At 29.7% G+C, this 21,061-nt stretch carries 20 protein-coding genes; 3 read left to right on the plus strand and 17 right to left on the minus strand.

Features of this window, described 5'->3' with window-relative positions; translation table 11 throughout:
- Nucleotides 1-2 precede the first annotated feature (2 nt).
- Both tsaB and tsaE read right to left on the minus strand, forming a co-directional pair.
- Entirely contained in the window at nucleotides 3-653 is a 651-nt protein-coding gene (tsaB, locus tag AC5EAH_RS00180; protein ID WP_493492731.1) for a tRNA (adenosine(37)-N6)-threonylcarbamoyltransferase complex dimerization subunit type 1 TsaB, read from the minus strand.
- Entirely contained in the window at nucleotides 647-1,108 is a 462-nt protein-coding gene (gene tsaE / locus AC5EAH_RS00185; RefSeq protein ID WP_493492732.1) for a tRNA (adenosine(37)-N6)-threonylcarbamoyltransferase complex ATPase subunit type 1 TsaE, read from the minus strand. The genes tsaB and tsaE overlap by 7 nt, the downstream gene beginning before the upstream one ends.
- A 147-nt stretch (nucleotides 1,109-1,255) precedes the next feature.
- Between tsaE and AC5EAH_RS00190 the strand changes: the two genes are divergently transcribed.
- On the plus strand, nucleotides 1,256-2,494 hold the full coding sequence (locus AC5EAH_RS00190) for an AI-2E family transporter (protein ID WP_493492733.1): 1,239 nt from the start codon (nucleotides 1,256-1,258) through the stop codon (nucleotides 2,492-2,494).
- A gap of 37 nt (nucleotides 2,495-2,531) precedes the next feature.
- Here the strand turns inward: AC5EAH_RS00190 and AC5EAH_RS00195 are convergent, their stop codons facing one another.
- Both AC5EAH_RS00195 and ispG read right to left on the minus strand, forming a co-directional pair.
- Nucleotides 2,532-3,086, minus strand: coding sequence for a 5' nucleotidase, NT5C type (locus AC5EAH_RS00195; RefSeq protein ID WP_493492734.1), 555 nt, complete (start codon nucleotides 3,084-3,086; stop codon nucleotides 2,532-2,534).
- Between the two features lie 11 nt (nucleotides 3,087-3,097).
- Nucleotides 3,098-4,264, minus strand: coding sequence for a flavodoxin-dependent (E)-4-hydroxy-3-methylbut-2-enyl-diphosphate synthase (ispG, locus tag AC5EAH_RS00200; RefSeq protein WP_493492784.1), 1,167 nt, complete (start codon nucleotides 4,262-4,264; stop codon nucleotides 3,098-3,100).
- 270 nt (nucleotides 4,265-4,534) lie between these two features.
- On the opposite strand from ispG, the gene AC5EAH_RS00205 reads away from it, so the two are divergent.
- On the plus strand, nucleotides 4,535-5,140 hold the full coding sequence (locus AC5EAH_RS00205) for a superoxide dismutase (RefSeq protein WP_493492735.1): 606 nt from the start codon (nucleotides 4,535-4,537) through the stop codon (nucleotides 5,138-5,140).
- Between the two features lie 37 nt (nucleotides 5,141-5,177).
- On the opposite strand, the gene AC5EAH_RS00210 is transcribed toward AC5EAH_RS00205, so the two are convergent.
- The 8 genes from AC5EAH_RS00210 to AC5EAH_RS00245 all read right to left on the minus strand — a co-directional run bounded on the left by AC5EAH_RS00210 (nucleotide 5,178) and on the right by AC5EAH_RS00245 (nucleotide 15,033).
- The gene (locus AC5EAH_RS00210; RefSeq protein WP_493492736.1) at nucleotides 5,178-6,110 is read right to left on the minus strand and encodes a ketopantoate reductase family protein; all 933 of its coding nucleotides are present in this window, start codon (nucleotides 6,108-6,110) and stop codon (nucleotides 5,178-5,180) included.
- 14 nt (nucleotides 6,111-6,124) lie between these two features.
- Complete coding sequence (locus AC5EAH_RS00215; protein WP_493492737.1) at nucleotides 6,125-7,183, minus strand: PTS sugar transporter subunit IIC; 1,059 nt, start codon at nucleotides 7,181-7,183, stop codon at nucleotides 6,125-6,127.
- 128 nt (nucleotides 7,184-7,311) lie between these two features.
- Nucleotides 7,312-7,752 carry a hypothetical protein gene (locus AC5EAH_RS00220; RefSeq protein ID WP_493492738.1) on the minus strand — a complete coding sequence of 147 codons (441 nt, stop codon included), beginning with the start codon at nucleotides 7,750-7,752 and terminating at the stop codon, nucleotides 7,312-7,314.
- The gene (locus AC5EAH_RS00225) at nucleotides 7,742-7,951 is read right to left on the minus strand and encodes a helix-turn-helix transcriptional regulator (protein WP_493492739.1); all 210 of its coding nucleotides are present in this window, start codon (nucleotides 7,949-7,951) and stop codon (nucleotides 7,742-7,744) included. The genes AC5EAH_RS00220 and AC5EAH_RS00225 overlap by 11 nt, the downstream gene beginning before the upstream one ends.
- Before the next feature lie 124 nt (nucleotides 7,952-8,075).
- Nucleotides 8,076-9,416, minus strand: a complete 1,341-nt coding sequence (locus tag AC5EAH_RS00230) for a sodium-dependent transporter (RefSeq protein ID WP_493492740.1) — start codon at nucleotides 9,414-9,416, stop codon at nucleotides 8,076-8,078.
- A gap of 309 nt (nucleotides 9,417-9,725) precedes the next feature.
- Nucleotides 9,726-10,553, minus strand: a complete 828-nt coding sequence (nadE, locus tag AC5EAH_RS00235; protein WP_493492741.1) for an NAD(+) synthase — start codon at nucleotides 10,551-10,553, stop codon at nucleotides 9,726-9,728.
- Nucleotide 10,554: 1 nt separating this feature from the next.
- Nucleotides 10,555-12,033 carry a nicotinate phosphoribosyltransferase gene (locus AC5EAH_RS00240; protein ID WP_493492742.1) on the minus strand — a complete coding sequence of 493 codons (1,479 nt, stop codon included), beginning with the start codon at nucleotides 12,031-12,033 and terminating at the stop codon, nucleotides 10,555-10,557.
- 135 nt (nucleotides 12,034-12,168) lie between these two features.
- The gene (locus AC5EAH_RS00245; protein WP_493492743.1) at nucleotides 12,169-15,033 is read right to left on the minus strand and encodes a YhgE/Pip family protein; all 2,865 of its coding nucleotides are present in this window, start codon (nucleotides 15,031-15,033) and stop codon (nucleotides 12,169-12,171) included.
- Between the two features lie 135 nt (nucleotides 15,034-15,168).
- Here AC5EAH_RS00245 and AC5EAH_RS00250 point away from each other — a divergent pair, with 135 nt between their 5' ends.
- Nucleotides 15,169-15,624, plus strand: a complete 456-nt coding sequence (locus AC5EAH_RS00250) for a MarR family winged helix-turn-helix transcriptional regulator (RefSeq protein WP_493492744.1) — start codon at nucleotides 15,169-15,171, stop codon at nucleotides 15,622-15,624.
- Nucleotide 15,625: 1 nt separating this feature from the next.
- Here AC5EAH_RS00250 and AC5EAH_RS00255 read toward each other — a convergent pair whose 3' ends face one another.
- The 5 genes from AC5EAH_RS00255 to AC5EAH_RS00275 form a co-directional block, all read right to left on the minus strand.
- The gene (locus tag AC5EAH_RS00255) at nucleotides 15,626-16,102 is read right to left on the minus strand and encodes an NUDIX domain-containing protein (RefSeq protein ID WP_493492745.1); all 477 of its coding nucleotides are present in this window, start codon (nucleotides 16,100-16,102) and stop codon (nucleotides 15,626-15,628) included.
- A complete protein-coding gene (locus tag AC5EAH_RS00260; RefSeq protein ID WP_493492746.1) occupies nucleotides 16,095-16,643 on the minus strand; it encodes a GNAT family N-acetyltransferase in 549 nt (182 codons plus the stop codon). The genes AC5EAH_RS00255 and AC5EAH_RS00260 overlap by 8 nt, the downstream gene beginning before the upstream one ends.
- A gap of 8 nt (nucleotides 16,644-16,651) precedes the next feature.
- The gene (thiI, locus tag AC5EAH_RS00265) at nucleotides 16,652-17,905 is read right to left on the minus strand and encodes a tRNA uracil 4-sulfurtransferase ThiI (protein ID WP_493492747.1); all 1,254 of its coding nucleotides are present in this window, start codon (nucleotides 17,903-17,905) and stop codon (nucleotides 16,652-16,654) included.
- A gap of 12 nt (nucleotides 17,906-17,917) precedes the next feature.
- Nucleotides 17,918-19,069, minus strand: coding sequence for a cysteine desulfurase family protein (locus AC5EAH_RS00270; protein ID WP_493492748.1), 1,152 nt, complete (start codon nucleotides 19,067-19,069; stop codon nucleotides 17,918-17,920).
- 143 nt (nucleotides 19,070-19,212) lie between these two features.
- Complete coding sequence (locus tag AC5EAH_RS00275; RefSeq protein ID WP_493492749.1) at nucleotides 19,213-20,913, minus strand: septation ring formation regulator EzrA; 1,701 nt, start codon at nucleotides 20,911-20,913, stop codon at nucleotides 19,213-19,215.
- Nucleotides 20,914-21,061: the final 148 nt, after the last annotated feature.

The raw sequence follows: 21,061 nt of genomic DNA on the forward strand, positions 1-21,061 counted from the left end.
CCTTATTTCTTTAACAAATTGGCTTCCGCTTCAGACAAACGTAAATAACTAGGTTTCATATTAAATGCATCCGCTTCTACAAGTGTCAATTTAGCAAACTGTGTTAAATCATATTGTTCGATAGTTTTTAATTGATAATCTACAGTTAACCGCTCAAACCAAGGAGATAATAATGTTTCTACTTGATCTGCTACAAAACAAATTGGATTTTGTTTAGCATTCAATTGTTCAATTAACATAGCAATCGTCATATATTCATCACCTTCACTATGGTAATTAATATAATTACCTGTATAGACAGCCTGTCTACGTGCATCAATTAGTGGTACAACACATTGTCCTTGCCCTTGTAAAGCAATTAAAGCTAATGAAGAAAATTGATATAATGGCACATTAAGTGAATAAGCTAACATTTTAGCAACTGAAATACCTATACGTAAACCCGTATATGAACCGGGCCCTTGTGCTACGGCAATAGCACTAAGCTTGTCGAGTGTTAATTGTGCTCGTGATAATAAAGCATCAATTTCAATCATTACATGCTCAGAATGATTAGTTTTCACACGCTTAGATAAGGAGGCGATAATTTTTTGCTCTTTCATTAAACCTATATTTAAAAATTGTGTTGAAGTATCAATAATTAAAGTTACCATTGTTGTTCCACCCTCTTTAATAATTGTTGATATTTGTCACCTTTTGGTGTCAAAATGATTTGACGTTCATTGTCATTAATATATGTCATCGTAAGTTGTAAAAACTGTTGGGGTAAACTTTCTTCAATTAAATGTGCCCATTCTATTAAACAAATTCCTTCTCCATAAAAGAAGTCTTCAAAACCTAATTCTTCTTCACTGTCTGCTAAACGATAGACATCAAAATGATATAAAGGTAATTTCCCTTGATAACTTTTCATAATATTAAATGTTGGTGAATTAATCACACGTTTTACGCCGAGAGCTTTACCAAAAAATTGACTAAACGTCGTTTTACCTGCACCCAAATCACCTTCTAATAATATAACTGTTTGCGGTTGTACTTCATTAGCTAAGATTGTTGCTAAATGTTGTAATTGTTGTAAATTTTGGATATGTAACCGCATCTTATTCACTTCCTCTCTAAATTAACTTCTTCATCATAACAAAAAATATAATAGGATTCAATTTCATAAACTATTTATCTTAATTCAAATAATTTTAGTCGACATTTTATATTATTTAAGGCATACTAAACATAATTTCACATTAAGGAGTTTATTATGGACAAACAAAAAACATCCCCTTTAATTCGTTTTTTAGGTGGTAAAGACTTGTATTTTATACTTGGCGCATTATTACTCATTTCAATTATCATTTATGTATATGATAAAATCAATTTTATTTTTGAACCTTTATTAGTTATTTTTTCTACTTTAACTCTACCTATTATTTTAGCAATTATTTTATATTACCCTCTTAATCCTATTGTTAATTATTTAGAGAATAAATTTAAGTTAAAACGTATTTGGGGCACATTAATTGTTTTTATCATTTTATTTGCTAGTTTGATTGCACTATTTGCTTTTATTTTACCTATTATTTGGCAACAAATTGTACAATTTGCAGAATATTTCCCACAATTTATTAAAACATTTAGTGATGATTTAAATCATTTATCAAAAGATAGTACGATTAATCATCTTGTACAACAAGCTTCACAGTGGGTAAACCAACATATTGCTGAATTACCTTCTAAAATTGTTGCATCATTAGGTAGTACATTAAATAGTATGTATAGCATCATTACCAAAGTGACTTATGTAGGTACTGCAATAATTACTGCACCTTTCGTCTTATTTTTCATGTTGAAAGATCGTGGTGCTTTCATGAAATTTACAGATAAAATTATACCACCAGCTTGGCATAAACCTTGGCATACAATCGTCAAAGATATTAATTTACAAGTCGGTACGTATATTCAAGGTCAAGTCACTGTTTCATTATGTATTGGTTTATTATTATACATCGGTTATTTAATTATTGATTTAAAATATGCTGTTGCCTTAGCATGTATTGCAGCTGTCACAAGCGTTGTGCCTTATATTGGTCCTTTTATCGCTTGTATTCCTGCAATGATTATCGCATACATTGATTCACCTTTAATGTTAATTAAAATGTTAGTCATTTGGGGGATCGTACAATTTTTAGAAGGTAATTTTATTTCACCTAATATTATTGGTAAAAACTTAAAAATGCATCCTTTAACAATTATGTTCGTTTTATTAGTCGCTGGTAATTTAATGGGCATTGTTGGAATGATTATTGGGATTCCATTATTTGCTATTTTACGTGTATTAATGATACATCTATTACAAACATTACAAATACGCTATAATCAAATTTATAATGATCAACCTAAAATCACTTTATATAATGAACATCATGAAGAAACTATAACTAAAAACTACAGTTCAATTAAACAAAAAATCAAACATATTTTTATTATAGACGACAAATAATAAGGAGCGAGGGAAAATTTATATTTCCCTCAGCTCCTTATTTTATATTATCTTGAATATATTTTTCTATTTGCAACCAATTATTCACACGTGTAATACCTTCAACCAATGGTTTTTGATTATAAGGTGCATCTATCATTAATACAGGTATTTCACAATATGTTGCAATATCAATACAATTTTCATAGCGATCATCTATAAAAATTTTAACATCTTCTGCTTTTACAGTTGCTACTTTATCATGACCACCTACTAAAATAATTTTAGAATAGGGTAAATGATTATCTTCAAACCATTTTGTCGACAATTGACGCAAACGTTCTTCTCTAGCTGTGATATAAACTAATTCAAAATGTTGTGCCAAACGATTTAACACTTCACCTGCAAAAGGTGCTACTTTTGATGTACTATAAAATTCTTCTTCATACGGTAAAAAATCTTCAATTTTAATACCAAATGATGTAGTAATATCATAATCCGTCATATCTTCATATTTAATCTGCTGATTAAAATATTTCTGCAACATTGTGACAATTGCATCAGGACGTGATACTGTACCGTCTATATCTATACCTAATTTTATTTTTGTCATATTGCCTCCTATTAATTTCTCAATAATGATTTGAATTGTTGATTGACAATTTTAGTAGCGGAATTAATTTCTTGTTTCTCTTGTGGTGTATCTTCACCTTTAGCCATTTTTTCCGCCATTTCTGCCGCTAAAATATCAATTTCTTTTTTCAATTCTTCCACCATAATTGCTTCCGGTACTTTACGAACAACTTTACCTTTCATAAATAACAAACCTTCTGTTAATGTACCTGCAATACCTATATCAGCTTCTTTTGCTTCTCCTGGACCATTAACTGCACAACCTAATACAGCTACTTTTAACGGTACTTTTAATGTCGAGATATATTCTTCAATTTCATTCGCAATAGAAATTAAATCAATTTCAATACGTCCACAAGTTGGACAAGCAATTAAAGTTGCAGCATTTGAAGATAAACCAAAAGATTTTAATAATTCTCTTGCGACTTTAATTTCTTCGACTGGATCAGCAGATAATGAAATACGCATTGTATTTCCAATACCCATTGCTAAAATAGCACCTAATCCACCTGCTGATTTAACTGTACCTGCAAATAAAGTTCCTGATTCAGTAATACCTAAATGTAAAGGATAATCAAAAGCCATTGCTGCTTTAGCATAAGCTTCAATTGCCAAACTAACATCAGAAGCTTTCATAGATACAATAATATCATGGAAATCTAAATCTTCTAATATTTTAATATGATGTAATGCTGATTCAACCATACCGTCCGCAGTAGGATAACCATATTTCTTTAAAATATGTTTTTCTAAAGAACCGGCATTAACCCCTATACGAATTGGAATATTTTTAGCTTTACATGCTTTAACAACTGCTTCTACTTTTTCACGCTTACCAATATTCCCTGGATTAATACGAATTTTATCAATACCACCTTCAATCGCTTTTAAAGCTAAACGATAATCAAAATGTATATCAGCTACTAATGGTATATTAATTTGTTTTTTTATTTCTGGAATAGCTTCTGCTGCACGCTCATCTGGTACAGCGACACGTACCATTTGACAACCCGCTTCTTCTAAACGTAAAATTTCAGCAACAGTTGCTTCTACATCATGTGTTTTTGTTGTACACATACTTTGCATAATTACTTCGTTTGCCCCACCAATAGTTAAATTGGCTACTTTAACAGGGCGTGTATTTTGACGATGTGTCATTATAACCAAGTGAATTTCACTCCTTTAAAATCATTCAAATAGAATTCAATTTAGTAAACTAAAGAATATTATAAAACGACTTGCTGTATAATGCTAGCATTTTTCATTTTATATTTACTAATATATCCTATTATACTGTTTATATACACTAATTTATTTAGGACTTTAGACGTAATTTCACACTGTTTATAAAAGTAAGCAGTTTCGTTGAATAAATTGACAATTTTTGCTATATTTAATATGTAAAATATATTATAGGAGGACATAATTATGTCATTTGAATTACCACAATTACCTTATGCTTACGACGCTTTAGTACCAGCTATCGGTGCAGATACAATGGAAACACACCATTCTAAACACCACAATGCTTATGTCACTAACTTAAATGCAGCGATTGCTGGCACTGAATACGAAACGCGTTCTTTAGAAGATTTAGTACAAAACTATGCAGAGTTACCTGAATCAATTCAAAATGCCGTGCGTAACAATGGTGGTGGTCACTATAATCATTCATTCTTCTGGACAATTTTATCACCAGAAAAAACAGAATTACAAGGTGAATTAAAAGACGCTATTATCGCTAAATTTGGTTCAGTTGAAGAGTTTAAAGCGACTTTTGAAAAAGCAGCAGCAACACGTTTTGGTTCTGGTTGGGCTTGGTTAGTTGTTAATAAAGAAGGTCAATTAGAAGTTGTTTCAACACCAAACCAAGATAACCCAATTACTGATGGTAAAACTGCTATTTTAGGTTTAGATGTTTGGGAACACGCTTATTACTTAAACTATCAAAATCGTCGTCCTGAATATATTTCAGCATTCTGGGATGTTGTAAATTGGGATGCAGTTGCCAAATTATACATAGCAGCTAAATAATAAAAAAAGGCTTGAACATAATGTTCAGCCTTTTTTATTATTTATTGCCATTAACTTGTTCTTTAGAATGAATCATTAATGTGATCACACGACAAACAGGCGTGTCAATACCATGTTTTTGACCTAATTTTACAATCGCACCATTTAAATAATCAATTTCCGTTAAACGACCATTATGCATATCTTGGTATAATGATGGATAATGTAAACCAGCTGTCTTAGGATCAAAACAGTTCTCAATATTTTTTTCAATGACATCTTGACGTACATCAATACCTTCCGCACGACCAACTGCTACAACTTCGTCCAATACTGCACGTGTTAATTCTAAATGATGTTGATAATTACCATATTGATTAATATTACAATCAATTAAAGTACAGTAACTATTTAATACACAGTTTAAACCAGCTTTATGCCAAATAGCTTGAAATGTATCTTCTGAATAAATCATATTTAAACCAGCATGATTTAAACGTTCAATTAAAGCAAAAGTTTCTTCCATATTAACTTCTTTTACTTGCTTAATATCAGTCTTACCTGTACCTACAGCATCTAATATACCAGGACCACCTAAACCACTTGTCCACACTGTCACACCAATTAAAATATTTTCTTCTTTAACATATTGTTTCAATGTTTCGACATGTCCTAGACCATTTAATACACAAATAAACTTAGTTTTATCATGAATTAAATGTTTAATACTTTCTAACATCGAACATAATTGCATAGATTTTGTTGCGATAAATACAACATCAAATTGTCCTTCTAATTGCTCTGGTCGATAAGTTGGAATATTAAAGAAACCTACTTGTTGGCTATCAATAATTACTTCTAAACCTTTTTCTTGGATTTTATCAATATGTTCTTGCCATGTATCAACAAAAGTAACATCTTCACCTTTATTAAATAGCATATAACCAAAACGTGAACCTAACGCACCTGCACCTGCAAATAAAAACTTCATTTTTAACTCTCCTTTTAACTTAAATTTTCTGTTGCATAAGCTTCTACTTTATAAACTTTCATAGTTGTTAATAATTTATCTACAATGAATGCTGTTAGAAACGGTAAAACAAAATAACTAATTATTATATTTAATAATCCACCTTGTGCCATTTCAAAAGCTTTTACTGGACCTATTAAACCTATAATACCAAATCCTGCACTTTCATGCGTTCCTTGAATATTTAAGAAATAACCCACAGCACCAGTTATGGCTGCCGTAATAATCATTGGTATAAATAATTGTGGACGTCTTGCACAGTTAGGCATCATCAATTTAATAGCACCTAAAATAATTGCAATACTTACACCCGCAGAATTTTTGGCTCTCATTGAACCAATTGCTAACACAGCTGCTGCCGAAACAACACCTAAAGCTGCTGCACCTGCTCCAATATAATTATCATTTGAGAATAAAATAATACCCATTCCTACTGTTGATACAGGTGTTACAATAAAAATTGTAAAGGCTATGGCAATTAAAATACACATTAATAATGGTTGTAAAGTCGTAAAATTAGCCACAATATTAGCTAAAAATGCTGTTAATTTTTTTGCATAAGGTAAAGTGACTAAACCAATCATTGCTGGTAAACCACCACCTAAAATCGGTAAGAAAATAATAGTTAATGAACCTAATTTATCACCTATACTACGAATAACTAAAGTTGCAATAATTGCTACTAAAATAACATTAAATAAATCACCCATAGGTACTGCTGTCCATACTTTTAAATCAGCATTAAATTTTAATGAGCCACTCCCAGCTAAAATTGCAGCACCTAAAACCGCTGTTTCTAGTGGTTTGAATTTCATTGAATGGCCAATTGCAATACCCACTAAAACAGGCACTGAAAATTGTAATAAATACATTGCACTCGCAAGTGTTTTAAATAAATCTGGTGCAAAATAATTAGCTAACACTTTAAATAAAGTACTTAAAACTGCATTAGCAATTAAACCAGCTACAATACCTAATGCTGTACCATTTAAAATAGTATTTAAAAATTGACCGACTGACATTTTGCTTTGCATATAAAACCTCCTAATATTATTTGTATTTATATATAATAAAACTATTTACTGGATAAGTAAATAGTTTTCAGATAATTTTTAATTTTTAATTAATATATTGAATAAACATAAAATCTATCAATATAAAATTATTTTAGTTTGTTCAATATATTAAATCGACTTAGTAGATTAACAATGATGGTCATCAAAATTAGTTGTACAAATAAATTCCCTAAGATCATACTCAATAAATGTAAATAAGTTAAGTGTTGATAATGTTGATTACTTTGGTAATTATTATAAACTATAATGAAAGTCGACACACAACTACATAAAATAATGACGACAATTTTAGCCATAGTTGAGTTTTGAATCATTAAATAATTATCAACTAAAGTATTACGCATAATAATAATAGAAAAAATGACTAATAAAGAAATAAGCTCTGTAATATAATTAGAAAAATTTTGTTGTAAAATTAACTTTTGTACTAATGACAATATTAAAAATAGACTAATTATATACACAACGAATTTATAAGTTATTAATTTAGAATAGTCTACTCTCTCATCTGAAATTTTACGCTTCATCTTGTTTTTCCTCCCAAAATAATTCATCTAAAGTTTTATTTAATGTTTGACAAATCATAATACACAATTTAAGTGATGGATTATAATCTCCTGCTTCTATTAAACCTATAGTTTGTCTAGTAACATGAATTGCGTCAGCTAAATCTTGTTGCGTCATATCATTTTCAATACGTGCCATTTTGAGTTTTTTATTTTTCATAGATTTACCTCCACAAATTTATGTTAACATAATGAAATATATAAATTGCATTATGTCAGCTATTATTTCCATTTGATTAAAAAAACATCCCAGAAAACAAAAATTTGTCTGGGATGTTGTGTAATTATAATAATTGTGCTAAGAAAACAATGATGATAACTATTGGTAAAATATACTTTAATAAAATAAACCATAATTTAAAGACGATCATACCTAAACTATTTTCTTTAATATTTAATTCTTTGACAGCAATTTGTTGTTCTAAAATATATCCTGTAAAAATAGCAACACATAGTGAACCAAATGGCATTAAAATATTAGAGACTAAAAAGTCCATATTATCAAAAAATGTTTTGCCAAAGAATGTTACATTTGACATGACACCATAAGATAACGCAGAAGGTATACCGAAAATAAAAGTAATAATCCCTATTAGCCAACTCCATTTTGTACGTCCTGAATTTTGTTGATTAGTTACATTACCTACATTAATTTCCAACATAACAACTGATGAAGTAATTGTTGCAAATAAGAATAATAGTAAAAATAAAATATAGAATAAACCACCTAATGGCATATGTTTAAATAATTCTGGTAAAACGATAAATAATAGACTTGGACCACCTTCAGATTCAAGATGAAAGGCACTCATAGCAGGAAAGATAGCTAAACCTGCCATAATTGATACACCTATATTCATCAATACTACTGATACACCTGACTGAAACATATTCACTTTTTTATCTAAATAAGAAGCATAAGTTAACATCGCTGTAGCACCTATTGATAAAGCAAAGAATGATTGTCCTAAAGCATATAACATCCCTTGAGTTGTTATTTTAGTAAAATCTGGTTGTAAGAAATAACGTACACCTGCCATTGCACCTGGTAATGATAAAGAACGACCGATAATAACAATAAAAATAATAAATAATAGTGGCATCATTATTTTAGAAGCTTTTTCAATTCCCGCTTCTACACCACGCGTAACAATTAAAATATTTAGTAAAATAAATATTGCCTGTGCACCTAATGCAATCCAAGTATTTGAAATAATGGCACCAAACGTTTCTTCATAATTAGTTACTGTAATTAAATTAAATAATTCACCAAATTCTAATCCTAAGTAAACTAAAATCCAACCACCGATAACACTGTAGAAAGATAATAAAATAAATAATGTAATGCTACCTATCCAACCAATAACATTATATTTTGAATTTTTACCTAATTTACCGAAAGTTTTAATTGCTGATACACCTGCACCTCTACCTAACACAAATTCTGCGATTAATAAAGGCAGACCTATAATTAATGTGAAAATTAAAAACATTAGTAAGAAACTTCCACCACCATTACTAGCAGTCATATATGGAAATTTCCATACAGCTCCTAAACCAATTGCTGATCCTGCCGAAGCAAGAATGAAGCCTAATTTTGACCCCCATTGTGATTTTTGAGACATAATTTTCCTCCTTTTAACAATAAAAAGCCATTTAGCTTATACTAAATGACTTTTATTTATAAAATATCAGCCATTTAATATTACATAAATGGCTATAGAAAAGATTAACAAATCAAACTAGCCATTATAGGTAAGTTGCATCGCACCTATACCTATAATGTATTTATAGATATAAGTGTCACTAAAATGGCCCAAAAAAGTATAAATGTTTAACTGTTTGCTGTAATCTCTTCATTATTATCACCTGTTAGTTATATTTTATAGTAATTCTAGCATATCACTTTAATCATTGCAATAGTTTTCTGAAAATTATAATTTCCAAAAATCATCATAAACAGTAATTGGTAAATGACGTTTATGTTCTGTACGTATATACCATGATTCTATTTTTTGTTTTGCATCTTCACTAATTTGTTTACCTTCTAAATAATCATCTATTTGTTCATATGTTACACCTAAAGCGACTTCATCTGCTAATTGTGGTTTATCATCTTCTAAATCTGCTGTTGGTGTTTTTAAATATAAATGTGGTGGACAGTTTAATGCCTGTAATATTTGTTTACCTTGACGTTTATTTAAACGCCATAAAGGTGTTAAATCTGCGGCACCATCACCAAATTTAGTATAAAAACCCGTAATGGCTTCTGCGGCATGATCAGTTCCAATTACGACACCTTGTGTCATCGCTGCAATAGAAAATTGTACTTTCATACGTTCTCTTGCTTTTTCATTACCTTTAGCAAAATCTGTTAAAATAATTCCGGCTTGTTGCAATGCTTGTTCTGAAGCATCAACTGCTGATTTTATATTTACAGTTACAATACGATCAGGTTGAATGAACTCCAGTGCATCTTGACAATCTTGTTCATCTTTTTGAATACCATAAGGTAATCGTACAGCAATAAATTGATATTTTGCATCTCCTGCTTCTTGATTCAATTCATTTACTGCCATTTGTGTTAATTTACCAGCTAAAGTAGAATCCTGACCTCCTGAAATACCTAATACAAATGTTTTTACAAATTGATAATGTTGTGCATATGCTTTTAAAAAATTAATAGTTGTTCTTATTTCTTGTTGTACATCTATTTGTGGTTTAACTGCCAATGTTTGAATAATTTGTTGTTGTAATGTCATGTTATTCTTCACCTCTAATCAAATCAAAACTAGCATATTTTTCTTGTGCTTCTTGAATGTGATTTTGTCTATTTTGCCAGCATGCTTCGCTTAAATCAACAGGATATATTTCAGGATTCAACGTACGCTTATATTCATCCCATAATAAATCTAAATTACGTTTCATATAAGCTCTACTTTCAATTAAAGTAGGTACATTATAAACAGATTGTCCATTAATAAAAATATCTGTATGTAATTCTTTTGCTGTAAAATCTGTCACAAATTTTGAAATAAAAGTATGAATTGGATGGAACATTCTTATTTTTGATGTTGATTGTGGGTTTTCATCTTCTAAAGTGATGTAATCCCCTTCTGATTTACCATTGATATTATTAATAATACGATATACTTTTTTCTTACCTGGTGTTGTCACTTTATCAGGATTATTTGATAATTTAATACGTTCTTGTAATTGACCTTGTTCATTTTCAATAGCAACTAATTTATAAACTGCGCCTAATGCTGGTTGATCAAAAGCTGTAATTAATTTTGTTCCTACACCCCAAACATCAACTCTAGCACCTTGTTGTTTCAAACTCATAATTGTATTTTCATCTAAATCATTAGAAGCAATAATTTTTGTTTCTGTAAATCCAGCTGCGTCTAACATTTGACGTGCACGTTTAGAAAGGTAAGCAATATCTCCAGAATCTAATCGAATACCATTAAAATTAATTTTATCTCCCATTTCTTGGGCAACTTTAATTGCATTAGGTACGCCTGATTTTAATGTATTATAAGTATCTACTAAAAAGACACATTCTTTATGTGTTTCAGCATATTTTTTAAATGCTACATACTCATCTTCATAAGCTTGAACCATAGCATGTGCATGCGTACCTGCAATAGGCAAGCCAAATAGTTTACCCGCACGTACATTACTTGTTGCAGCAAAACCACCTAAAACTGCTGCACGTGCACCCCAAATTGCTGCATCCATCTCGTGTGCACGACGTGTGCCGAATTCCATACATGTTTCATCAGGGGCTACTAATTTAATACGTGAAGCTTTTGTTGCAATTAATGTTTGATAATTAACAATATTTAATAAAGCTGTTTCAATTAATTGGGCTTGAATTAATGGGGCTTCTACACGTACTAATGGCTCATTTGGAAAAACTAGTTCACCTTCAATCATTGAACGAATATTACCTGTAAATTTCAATTGGCTTAAGTAATCTAAATAATCTTGTTGATACCCTAATTCCTTCAAGTAAGCAATATCAGAACTGCTAAATTTAAAATTTTCAATATAATTAATAATACGCTCTAATCCTGCAAAAACTGCATAACCTGCATTAAATGGCATTTTTCTAAAATATAAATCGAAAATTGCTGTACGTTCATGAATACCATCTCTGAAATAAGTTTCGCCCATATTAATTTGATATAAATCCGTATGTAATGCTAAACCGTCATCTAATTGTGCTTGATACATAAAGCTCTCCTTACAACTTTTAATTTTATCTATTATAACATAATTTCATCACAAATACGATATTTACACTTTATTAAGTAATGTAAAACAGGCTTAAAACAACGCGATTAAGCGTATTTTAGCCTGTTTATATCTTTATATCATTTGTAATGATTTAATATTCTTCTTATTTTTTATACGATACATTATATATGTTAATACCATACTTACTACAATGATTGTTAGTAATACTGTTAATGATGAATAATAAATATCGTTTGTTAAACCACCTAAAATTGCATGTCTTAATACTGCTAACGCATAATACATCGGCATAAATGATGAAATAAATTGATAATTATCTGGTGTCATTTCTATTGGGAACATGCCTCCACTACTTGATAATTGTAAAATTAATAAAATCATTGCTATAAATCTACCGGGATTATCGAATGAGAAAACTAAGAAATGTATCAATAACATGAATGTATACGCAATTGTAAACAAGCCTAAAGCATATAATATAGGGTGTGCTAAATTCATATCAAATAATGTAGACATAACAATTAATTCAATGATGACTTCTAAAATCACAAAAAGTGTCATTACAACTAATTTACTACGCCACCAAGCACCTGCTGAAGTTGGTTGCATTGATGGTAATGTAACTGGATAGATTAAATTAAAAATCATTGCACCTATATATAAACCTAATGCTAAAAAGTAAGGCGCCATTAATTCACCATATTTTGCAGTTTTACCCGTAACATCTGATATATTTGAAATAACAGGATCTGCTAACATATCTGTATTGGCTGAAGAAATATGTATTTGATTTAGTTTATCCGCACCTGATGATAAACCTATTTGTAATTTATCAGCACCTGAACTTAATTCTTGTAAACCACTTGATAATTGTGGCAATTGATTCTCCATTTGACTTAAACCATTTGCTAATTGTTGCCCGCCATTGATTAATTGTGGTGAATGATTAACTAATTGATGACTACCATTAGATAATTGATTAATACCTGATGATAATTTATCGATACCTTGACTATATTGTGTAAAGCCTGTTGATAATTGGTTAACACCTGTTGTATAAGTCGACACACCTTCTGATAATTGTTGCTGCCCTAAAAGTAATTGACCATTAGCATCAAATAATTTTTGACTACCCACTGTTAATGGTGTCATATGATTAGGTAATTGTGCCACTGTGTCGTTAAATAACGTCATATTATTTTTCAACACTTCTGTGCCTTCAGTAATATATTGGTTTGTACCGTCCGTTAATTGCTGTGCACCTTCTGTTAATTTTACTGTTGCTTGTGATAATTGTTGATTACCTTCAGATAGTTGCGTAACACCTTCTGATAATTGCGTTGTTGCTTGTACAATTTTATCTTGCCCTTGTTTTAATTGTGCAATACTATCAACAGCTTGATCACCTTGTATAATGACTTGTGATAAAGTATCTGGCAATTGACTAATATTTATCGCATCTAACTTACTTAATTTAGTTTGTAACTGATGATAATGTTCAGTATTTGTTTGTAAGTTTTGTATAAGTTGAGATAGATTTTGTGAAATAGTTGTTAAATCATTTACATGACTTGACTGATAACTTTGATTTAATGATTCAATAATAGCATTTTGTTGTTCGGCACTTAATGATTTAAATGTGTCATTTGCTTGTAAATCGCTTAACATATTTTGATGATCTACTGACAAATTTGTCAGACTTTGTTGTATTGTATCTAAAGTTGTTTGTATGTCAGTTGAGTCATTGGATTGTTGACGTATTGTTTTTAAATCCTCAAAAACTTGTGTTAATTCTTGAAGATTTTGTGCTGACATTGTTTCATTAACATGTTTAAATTTTTCTTGTGTAATTTGTGCTTGCTTTAATAATTCGTCTAAGCCTGTTTGAACTTGTTGTTCACCAACTAATATACTATTTACTCCTTCATTTAATTGCATCATACCTGATGAAAATTCTTGTTGCTTATGATTAAATTCGTTTAATCCTTGACTAAATTGTTGTTGACCTGATAATAATTGTTTAGCTGTGTCATTTATTTTTTGACTACCTTCAGTTAATTTTGAAGAAGCGGATACCATTTGTTGTGTCGCATCTGGTAATTGTTGAATATGCTGATTAAATTCTTCAAATTTACTATGAAATTGTTGTTGTCCTTCAGTTAATTTTTGATTACCTTGAAGTAATTGTTGTTGCCCTGATGATGCTTGTTGAAAACCTTGTAATAATTGCTGTGTAGCTGGCAACAAATCGCTATTAATGCTTGCATCGGCTTGATTTAAACCTTGTGATAAAGTATTAACACCTTCACTGTATGTCATTAAACCATTACTCAGTTGTAAACTACCTGATGATAATTGATTAACACCTGTTGTCATTTCTGGCATTTTATTATTAATTAAAACTAAACCGTCACTAATTTTTGTTGCACCATTACTTGCTTGAGACATGTTATGACCTAATTTAGAAAAATTTTCGGCCATTGTATCACTATAAGCTTTAATAATTTGTTCTTTAATATTATCAGTTACTTTATCAGAAACGGTTAACATGACGTTTTCTGCGGATTTACTTTTAGTATGATTCGTTTCAAAATATAATTGCATCTTTTCGGGATGATCATTTAACATTGTTGTTGCATTTTTAGAGAAATTTTTAGGAATAGTCACTACCATATAGTAATCTCCACCTTTAAGCTCTCTTTTTGCGACGTCGGCAGAAACAAATTGCCAATTTACTGATTTATTGTCTTTTAAATGATCAACTAACTTATGCCCTATATCGACTTGTTTACCTTCAAAGTTAACCGTATGATCTTCGTTAACAACGCCTACTAATAATTGATTTGTATGAGATTGGGGATTCCATACTGCTTTTAAAAATATACCTGCATATAATATAGGTACAAATAAAATAACAAAAATACTCAACAATAAAATTTTATTATTAAATATTTTTCTCAATTCTGTTTTTAACATTTATTTACCTCCTTTTTAGTTGACGAAGTCAACATTAACACCTTAGATTTTATTATTATTAGATGACTAAGTCAACTATTTTAGTTGATTTTCTTTATAAAATCATTATATGATACATAGTAGGGAGGAATTTTTATGGATAAAACATTAGTCAACTTATACAGAAAAGTCGGTATCATTTATCGTTTGACACAAAATTATTTAAATGAACAATTAATTGCTGAAAATTTATCATTTAATGAATATATTATTTTAACAAATATTCACCCTAATGGTACCTATCAAGAAGATATTATTAAAGTTATTGTAGCTGATAAAGCAAGAATAACAAGATTATTAAAAAATCTAGAAGATAAACATTATATTACACGTCAACAGTCTGTAGAAGATAAACGTGTGAAACGTATTTTTCTTACTGCAGATGGTCAACAAAAATTAAATAATTGTTTAAATATTTTATCACAATGGCATCATCAAACTTCATCACAATTTGATAGCACATTATTAAATACCGCTAATCAATTTATTGATGATTTATATAACAATACAGTTAACTATTACCACAATAAAAAAGGAATGGAAGATAAATAAATTATGCTTCCATTCCTATTTTAAATTCATTAATTGTGTACTTTAACATTTTTTGTACGACACTATCCATTAAAATAAAACTTTGTTGTTCTACAGGAATAGTCGCTAAATTATCATATAATTTAGGCCCTAATGTTTCATAATAATGCGATTGTGTTTGTAATTGTGTTACTTGTGCATAAAAAACAGCTTTAGTAAAACTTCTCGTGTCTTCGCTCACTTGATATTGACCAATATAATGTAAATCATCTTCTTTAATGATAGCACCTAATTCTTCAAAAGCTTCACGAATAGCAGCTTGTTGCACTGTTTCACCACGTTCAACTTTGCCACCACAAAATTCAATACCTCTTTGTTTGTGTAATACCATTAACCATTGATGCTGATAACGGGTAATCAATAAAACATGTTCTCCTGAAGGTTCAGTATTATCTGTAGCAAAGTAATAAGTTATAACTTGTTTAGATAAATTAGACATAAGTTAATTCTTCCCATTCTTTTAATAACAAACCGTACACTACTAAATCATGACGACGATCATTAATCAATTGTTGTTGTCTTAAAACGCCTTCTTTTCTAAAACCAAATTTTTCAGGTAATTGTCTTGATTTTAAATTATGATTAGCTATAAAAATTATTATTTTTTCCATAATTAATTGATTAAAAGCATAATCAATTAAAAATTTTAAACATTGACTCATAACACCTTGTCCTTGTGCTTCTTCAATTAACCAATAGCCGATTTCAACGACTTTATCATTTTTATTAATTGTAGTATAACTAATCATACCGACAGCTTGACCTTGGTAATGAATAATAAAATTCAGAGAATTTTGTTCAGCATTTTCTTTCACTAAATAATTTACCATGCGTTGATTTTCTTCATAAGTTGGTACTGTTGAAAAATGTAACCATTGCGACAAATAGTCGTAATTATTTTCTATCATTTGATGATACATATCAACATCTTCGCATCTTAACCGTGATATTGTCAATCTTGGTGCAACTTTGATTTTCATTGTGTCACCTATAATAATTCTGAAAAATCATCTTCTATTGTTGGATTTAATTGATGATCTCTTGTTGATTCTTCATAAGTTAAAATATGATCTTTAAATACTACAAAACTTTCTGTTTGTGTAATACACTCATCAATTAATGATTGATAATCATTGTAGTTTTCATATTTTTCTATTTTTTCTAATTTAGGTTTTGTTTTAGGTGATTTCGGCGTAAAAATTGTACAACAATCTTCATAAGGTAAATTAGAAATATCAAATGTACCTATTTCTTCTGCAATTTTAATAATTTCTGTTTTATCAAATGTTAATAATGGTCTTAATACTGGCATATTAGTAACAGCATTAATGGCATGCATTGATTCTAATGTTTGTGAAGCAACTTGTCCTAATGATTCACCCGTAACAATGGCTAAACACTCTCTTTGTTGCGCTACACGTTCAGCAACTTTTAACATCATCCTTCTCGTTGCTGTCATCGTATAATTTTCAGGAATATTTTTAACTACTTCACTTTGTAATTCTGTAAAAGGTACTAAATGGACATGAACTGCACCTACACGTTCTGCTAATTTAGCTGCTAAACTTAACACTTTCTCTTTTGCTTTTTCTGAAGTAAACGGTGGCGATTGGAAATGAATCGCTTCAACCACTACACCACGTTTATGCATTAAATGCATAGCTACTGGTGAATCTATCCCACCTGACAACATTAATAAGGCTTTACTTGCACTACCGACTGGTAAACCTCCAGCACCTTGAATAATATCTGTAAAAATAAAAATCCCTTCGCTTCTCACATCTAAATGTACAATAAAATCAGGTTGTTTTACATTAACTGTTAAATTCTCAGTATTAGTTAAAATATGCGCACCTAATTGCTGATTAATTTGATTCGTATTATATTCGAAATTTTTATTTGGTCGTTTACATGATACTTTAAATGTTTGACCTTTGTTATCTCTTTGTTGAATCAATTCCAAGGCAGCTGCCTTAGCTAAATCTAAATCTAAATCTACACGTACAACTGCTGATAATGATTGAATCCCAAATACTTGTTTTAATCTTGAAGTAATAGCATTAACATCAGCACCTTCATCTAATTTAATATACATACGATCTCTTTTAGTTTGAATATGATAATGTGACAATCCTCTTAAAACAAATTTAATATTCTTTTTTAATCTTTTAGTAAAAATATTTCTATTACCTGATTTTAAAGTTAATTCGCCATAGCGAATAATAATATGATCATACTGCATAATTGATTTCTCCTATTTATTATATTTATTAATCATAAGCACAAACTCTGGATAAATTTTATCAAATGCTTGCTTAAATGTATCAATATCTTGTTGTGTTGTCATTAAACCAAAACTTAAACGCACACTACCATTAATCACTAGCGTGTCAATACCCATACCTGTTAGGGTATCATTCAATTCATGACGTCGTGATGCACAAGCACTTGTTGTAGATAACATTACATGGTGTTGACTAAATGCATTGACAATGACTTCCCCACGAATACCTTTAATAGCAAAATTAATAATATATTCTGCTGTTTTTATATGAAGTGGCGTATTAATAACTACACCTTGATATTGTGATAAAAATTGAACAATTTGTTGATAAAATTGAGTTAATTGTTGTTGGTGATTTTCATACTTTGCTTTACTTTGCCTAAATGCTTTCGCCATCGCCACAATACCTGGCACATTGACTGTGCCTGAACGAATATTATCTTCTTGATGACCACCAAATAATGTTGTCATTATTGTGCGTCTTTGTTTAATGTATAAACCACCTACACCTTTAATGCCATGAAATTTATGGCTTGAAAAAGAATAACTATCACATAAATTTAAATCTAAAGGTAGTTTTGCTGCGGCTTGTACACCATCAACATGAAAATGAACTTTAGGATAATCTTTTAAAAGTTGTGCAATTTCAGCAATAGGTTGTATAGTTCCTACAATATTATTAACTTGCATACAACTAAGTAATATTGTATCAGAGGTAATTAATTGTGCTAAATGCGCTATATCTATTTGACCTTGTTCTGTAATATTTACTAAGTCTAATTTAAACCCTTGCTTTTCTAATTCATAAAAAACTTCTAATACTGATGGATGTTCTAATTTAGATGTAATAATATGTTTACCAAATTGTTGTTTATGTTTTACTGCACCAAACAACGCTAAATTATTACTTTCCGTTCCACCACTTGTAAAGTATAATTGATTAGGCATAATTCCTAATAAATCAGCAATTTGTTGACGCGCTTGTGTTAATAATTTTTCGCTTTGATTACCGTATTGATGAATACTTGCCGCATTCGCGTAAAATTTTTCATTCGCTGTCACATAACTCTCTAATACTTCTTTAAAAGGTGCTGTTGTAGCCGAATTATCTAAATATACCATGATGTCTCCTTCTTTATTAACAATAGTCAAATTGTAAAACGATTTATTAAAAATCGCAAGAGATAAAGCTAAATTAACATTATTAAATGATAAAAAAATCTAAAACCTTTGATAATTTCAAAAGTTTTAGATTTTAAAACGTCTTAATTTACAATTAATTCTGATTCGATTCTTGCTGCTGCACCAGGTTCAACACTTTCTAATGCTTTTTTAGCATCTTCTACTGCTTTTTTATATCTAAATTCACGATAAGTTTGTTCAACTTTGTCTAATTTTTGACTGAATTCTACATTATTATTACGGTAACGATTAGAATATTGTACTAAACGTTCTACTAAATTAGCATACTGAATTTCTGTTCTTACATTATCTCGATATGCTTCTAAAGCAGATTGTACTGAAGTAATACGACGATGTAATTCATCTATATTAATTGGTGTTCTTGCTAATTCTGTTTCTGCACTTAAAATAGCATGTTCTACATCACGTTTTAAAATTTCAAAACGTTCACTAAACCCTGGTGCTTTTGCTGTTTTAATTTGGTAATAAACACGTTCTTTTTCTTGATTTAATCGATATAAAATATCTTTAGAACGATGTTCTTCACCACGTAAACTACTTAAATACTCATAATATTCATTTTGATCTTTTTCTATTTCATCTAAACTATCATTAATATGATTCATTTTATTATTTAAAACAGAATAAGGTAATCTTGCCTGGTTATTTAATGCTACATCAATTGATTCTTCTAATGAAATTAATTGTGATAGTGTATCGTAATAACGTTCAATCATTGCTTCATCTTTTTCATAAACTTGATAATGTGCTTTAACTTCACCAATTTCTTTAAATAAATAATCATTTAAATCATCTTGTTGATATAAACGTTCTCTAACTTTTGCAAAATTAGCATCAAAATGACTACGCGCATCTACTTCGGCTTTTAAATCTCGTAAAATATTTTCAACTAAGTCATAAATATCATCTAAATTATCTTCTATCGCTTCAATATCTGTATTTTTTACAGATTCTTTTGCATCAGCTAATTGCCAAGATGCAGCATCAAGTTTTTCATTAATTTGTAATTCTTTTAATTGATAACCTGCTTTAGTTAATTCTTCTGCTCTATCTCTTACCTGTGATAATTGTAATGGAATTTCGCGTTCAATTTCTTTAATTAATTCTGGAATTGATTGCATTTCTTCTTCAATACGTTGCATCAATTGGTAAGTATGTTGTACTTCTGCTTTTGCTTCTAAATAATTTCCGACTGACATTTGATGACGATAAGTCTCTAATTCAGGTTCTAAATCATTTAATTCTATTTCTATTTTATTTGCTGCTGTACCGTAAACATGACGTTTAGCTAATAAATCACGACGTGCTTCTTTATATTTAAATATTAATTCTTCATATAAAGCTTTATTTTCTTTTTCACTGTGTAATAATTCAGTTAAATCATTACGAATCATTGAAATGCGTTCATTAATAATATCTAATTTATCATTCGCTTTTGCTAAGCGACTATCTGCTTTTTGAAAGCTAAAACGATCATATAATTCTTCTGCTTCAAAAATGGCAGCGTCAATATCTTCAATATCATAACTTTGAATATTCGCCCATTCTTCCATCCATTTTTTATATAATTTTTCGGCTTGACCTTTCATATTCAAACGTTTTACTTGTGCTAACTCATCTGATAAAGGAACTTTAATCACCTTATCACGATAATCCATAATTTCATCTACTTTAGCTCTTTTTTTATATCTGATAAATAAAGCCACTGCAACAGCAATGATCAATATAATCATAACAATGATTAACATTGTAATTGAACTCATATACTTTCCTCCAAACTTTCAAGATGTCTTTTCTTTTCATAATGCACCTATTTTATGTATATTCATAGTATAGCAAGCCTACCTCTAATTGTCTATATTCACTTATCCATCATTCAACTTTTTCTAACCAAATTGCATATTCGTTAAA

This window comes from Staphylococcus sp. B1(2026) (assembly GCF_058895785.1).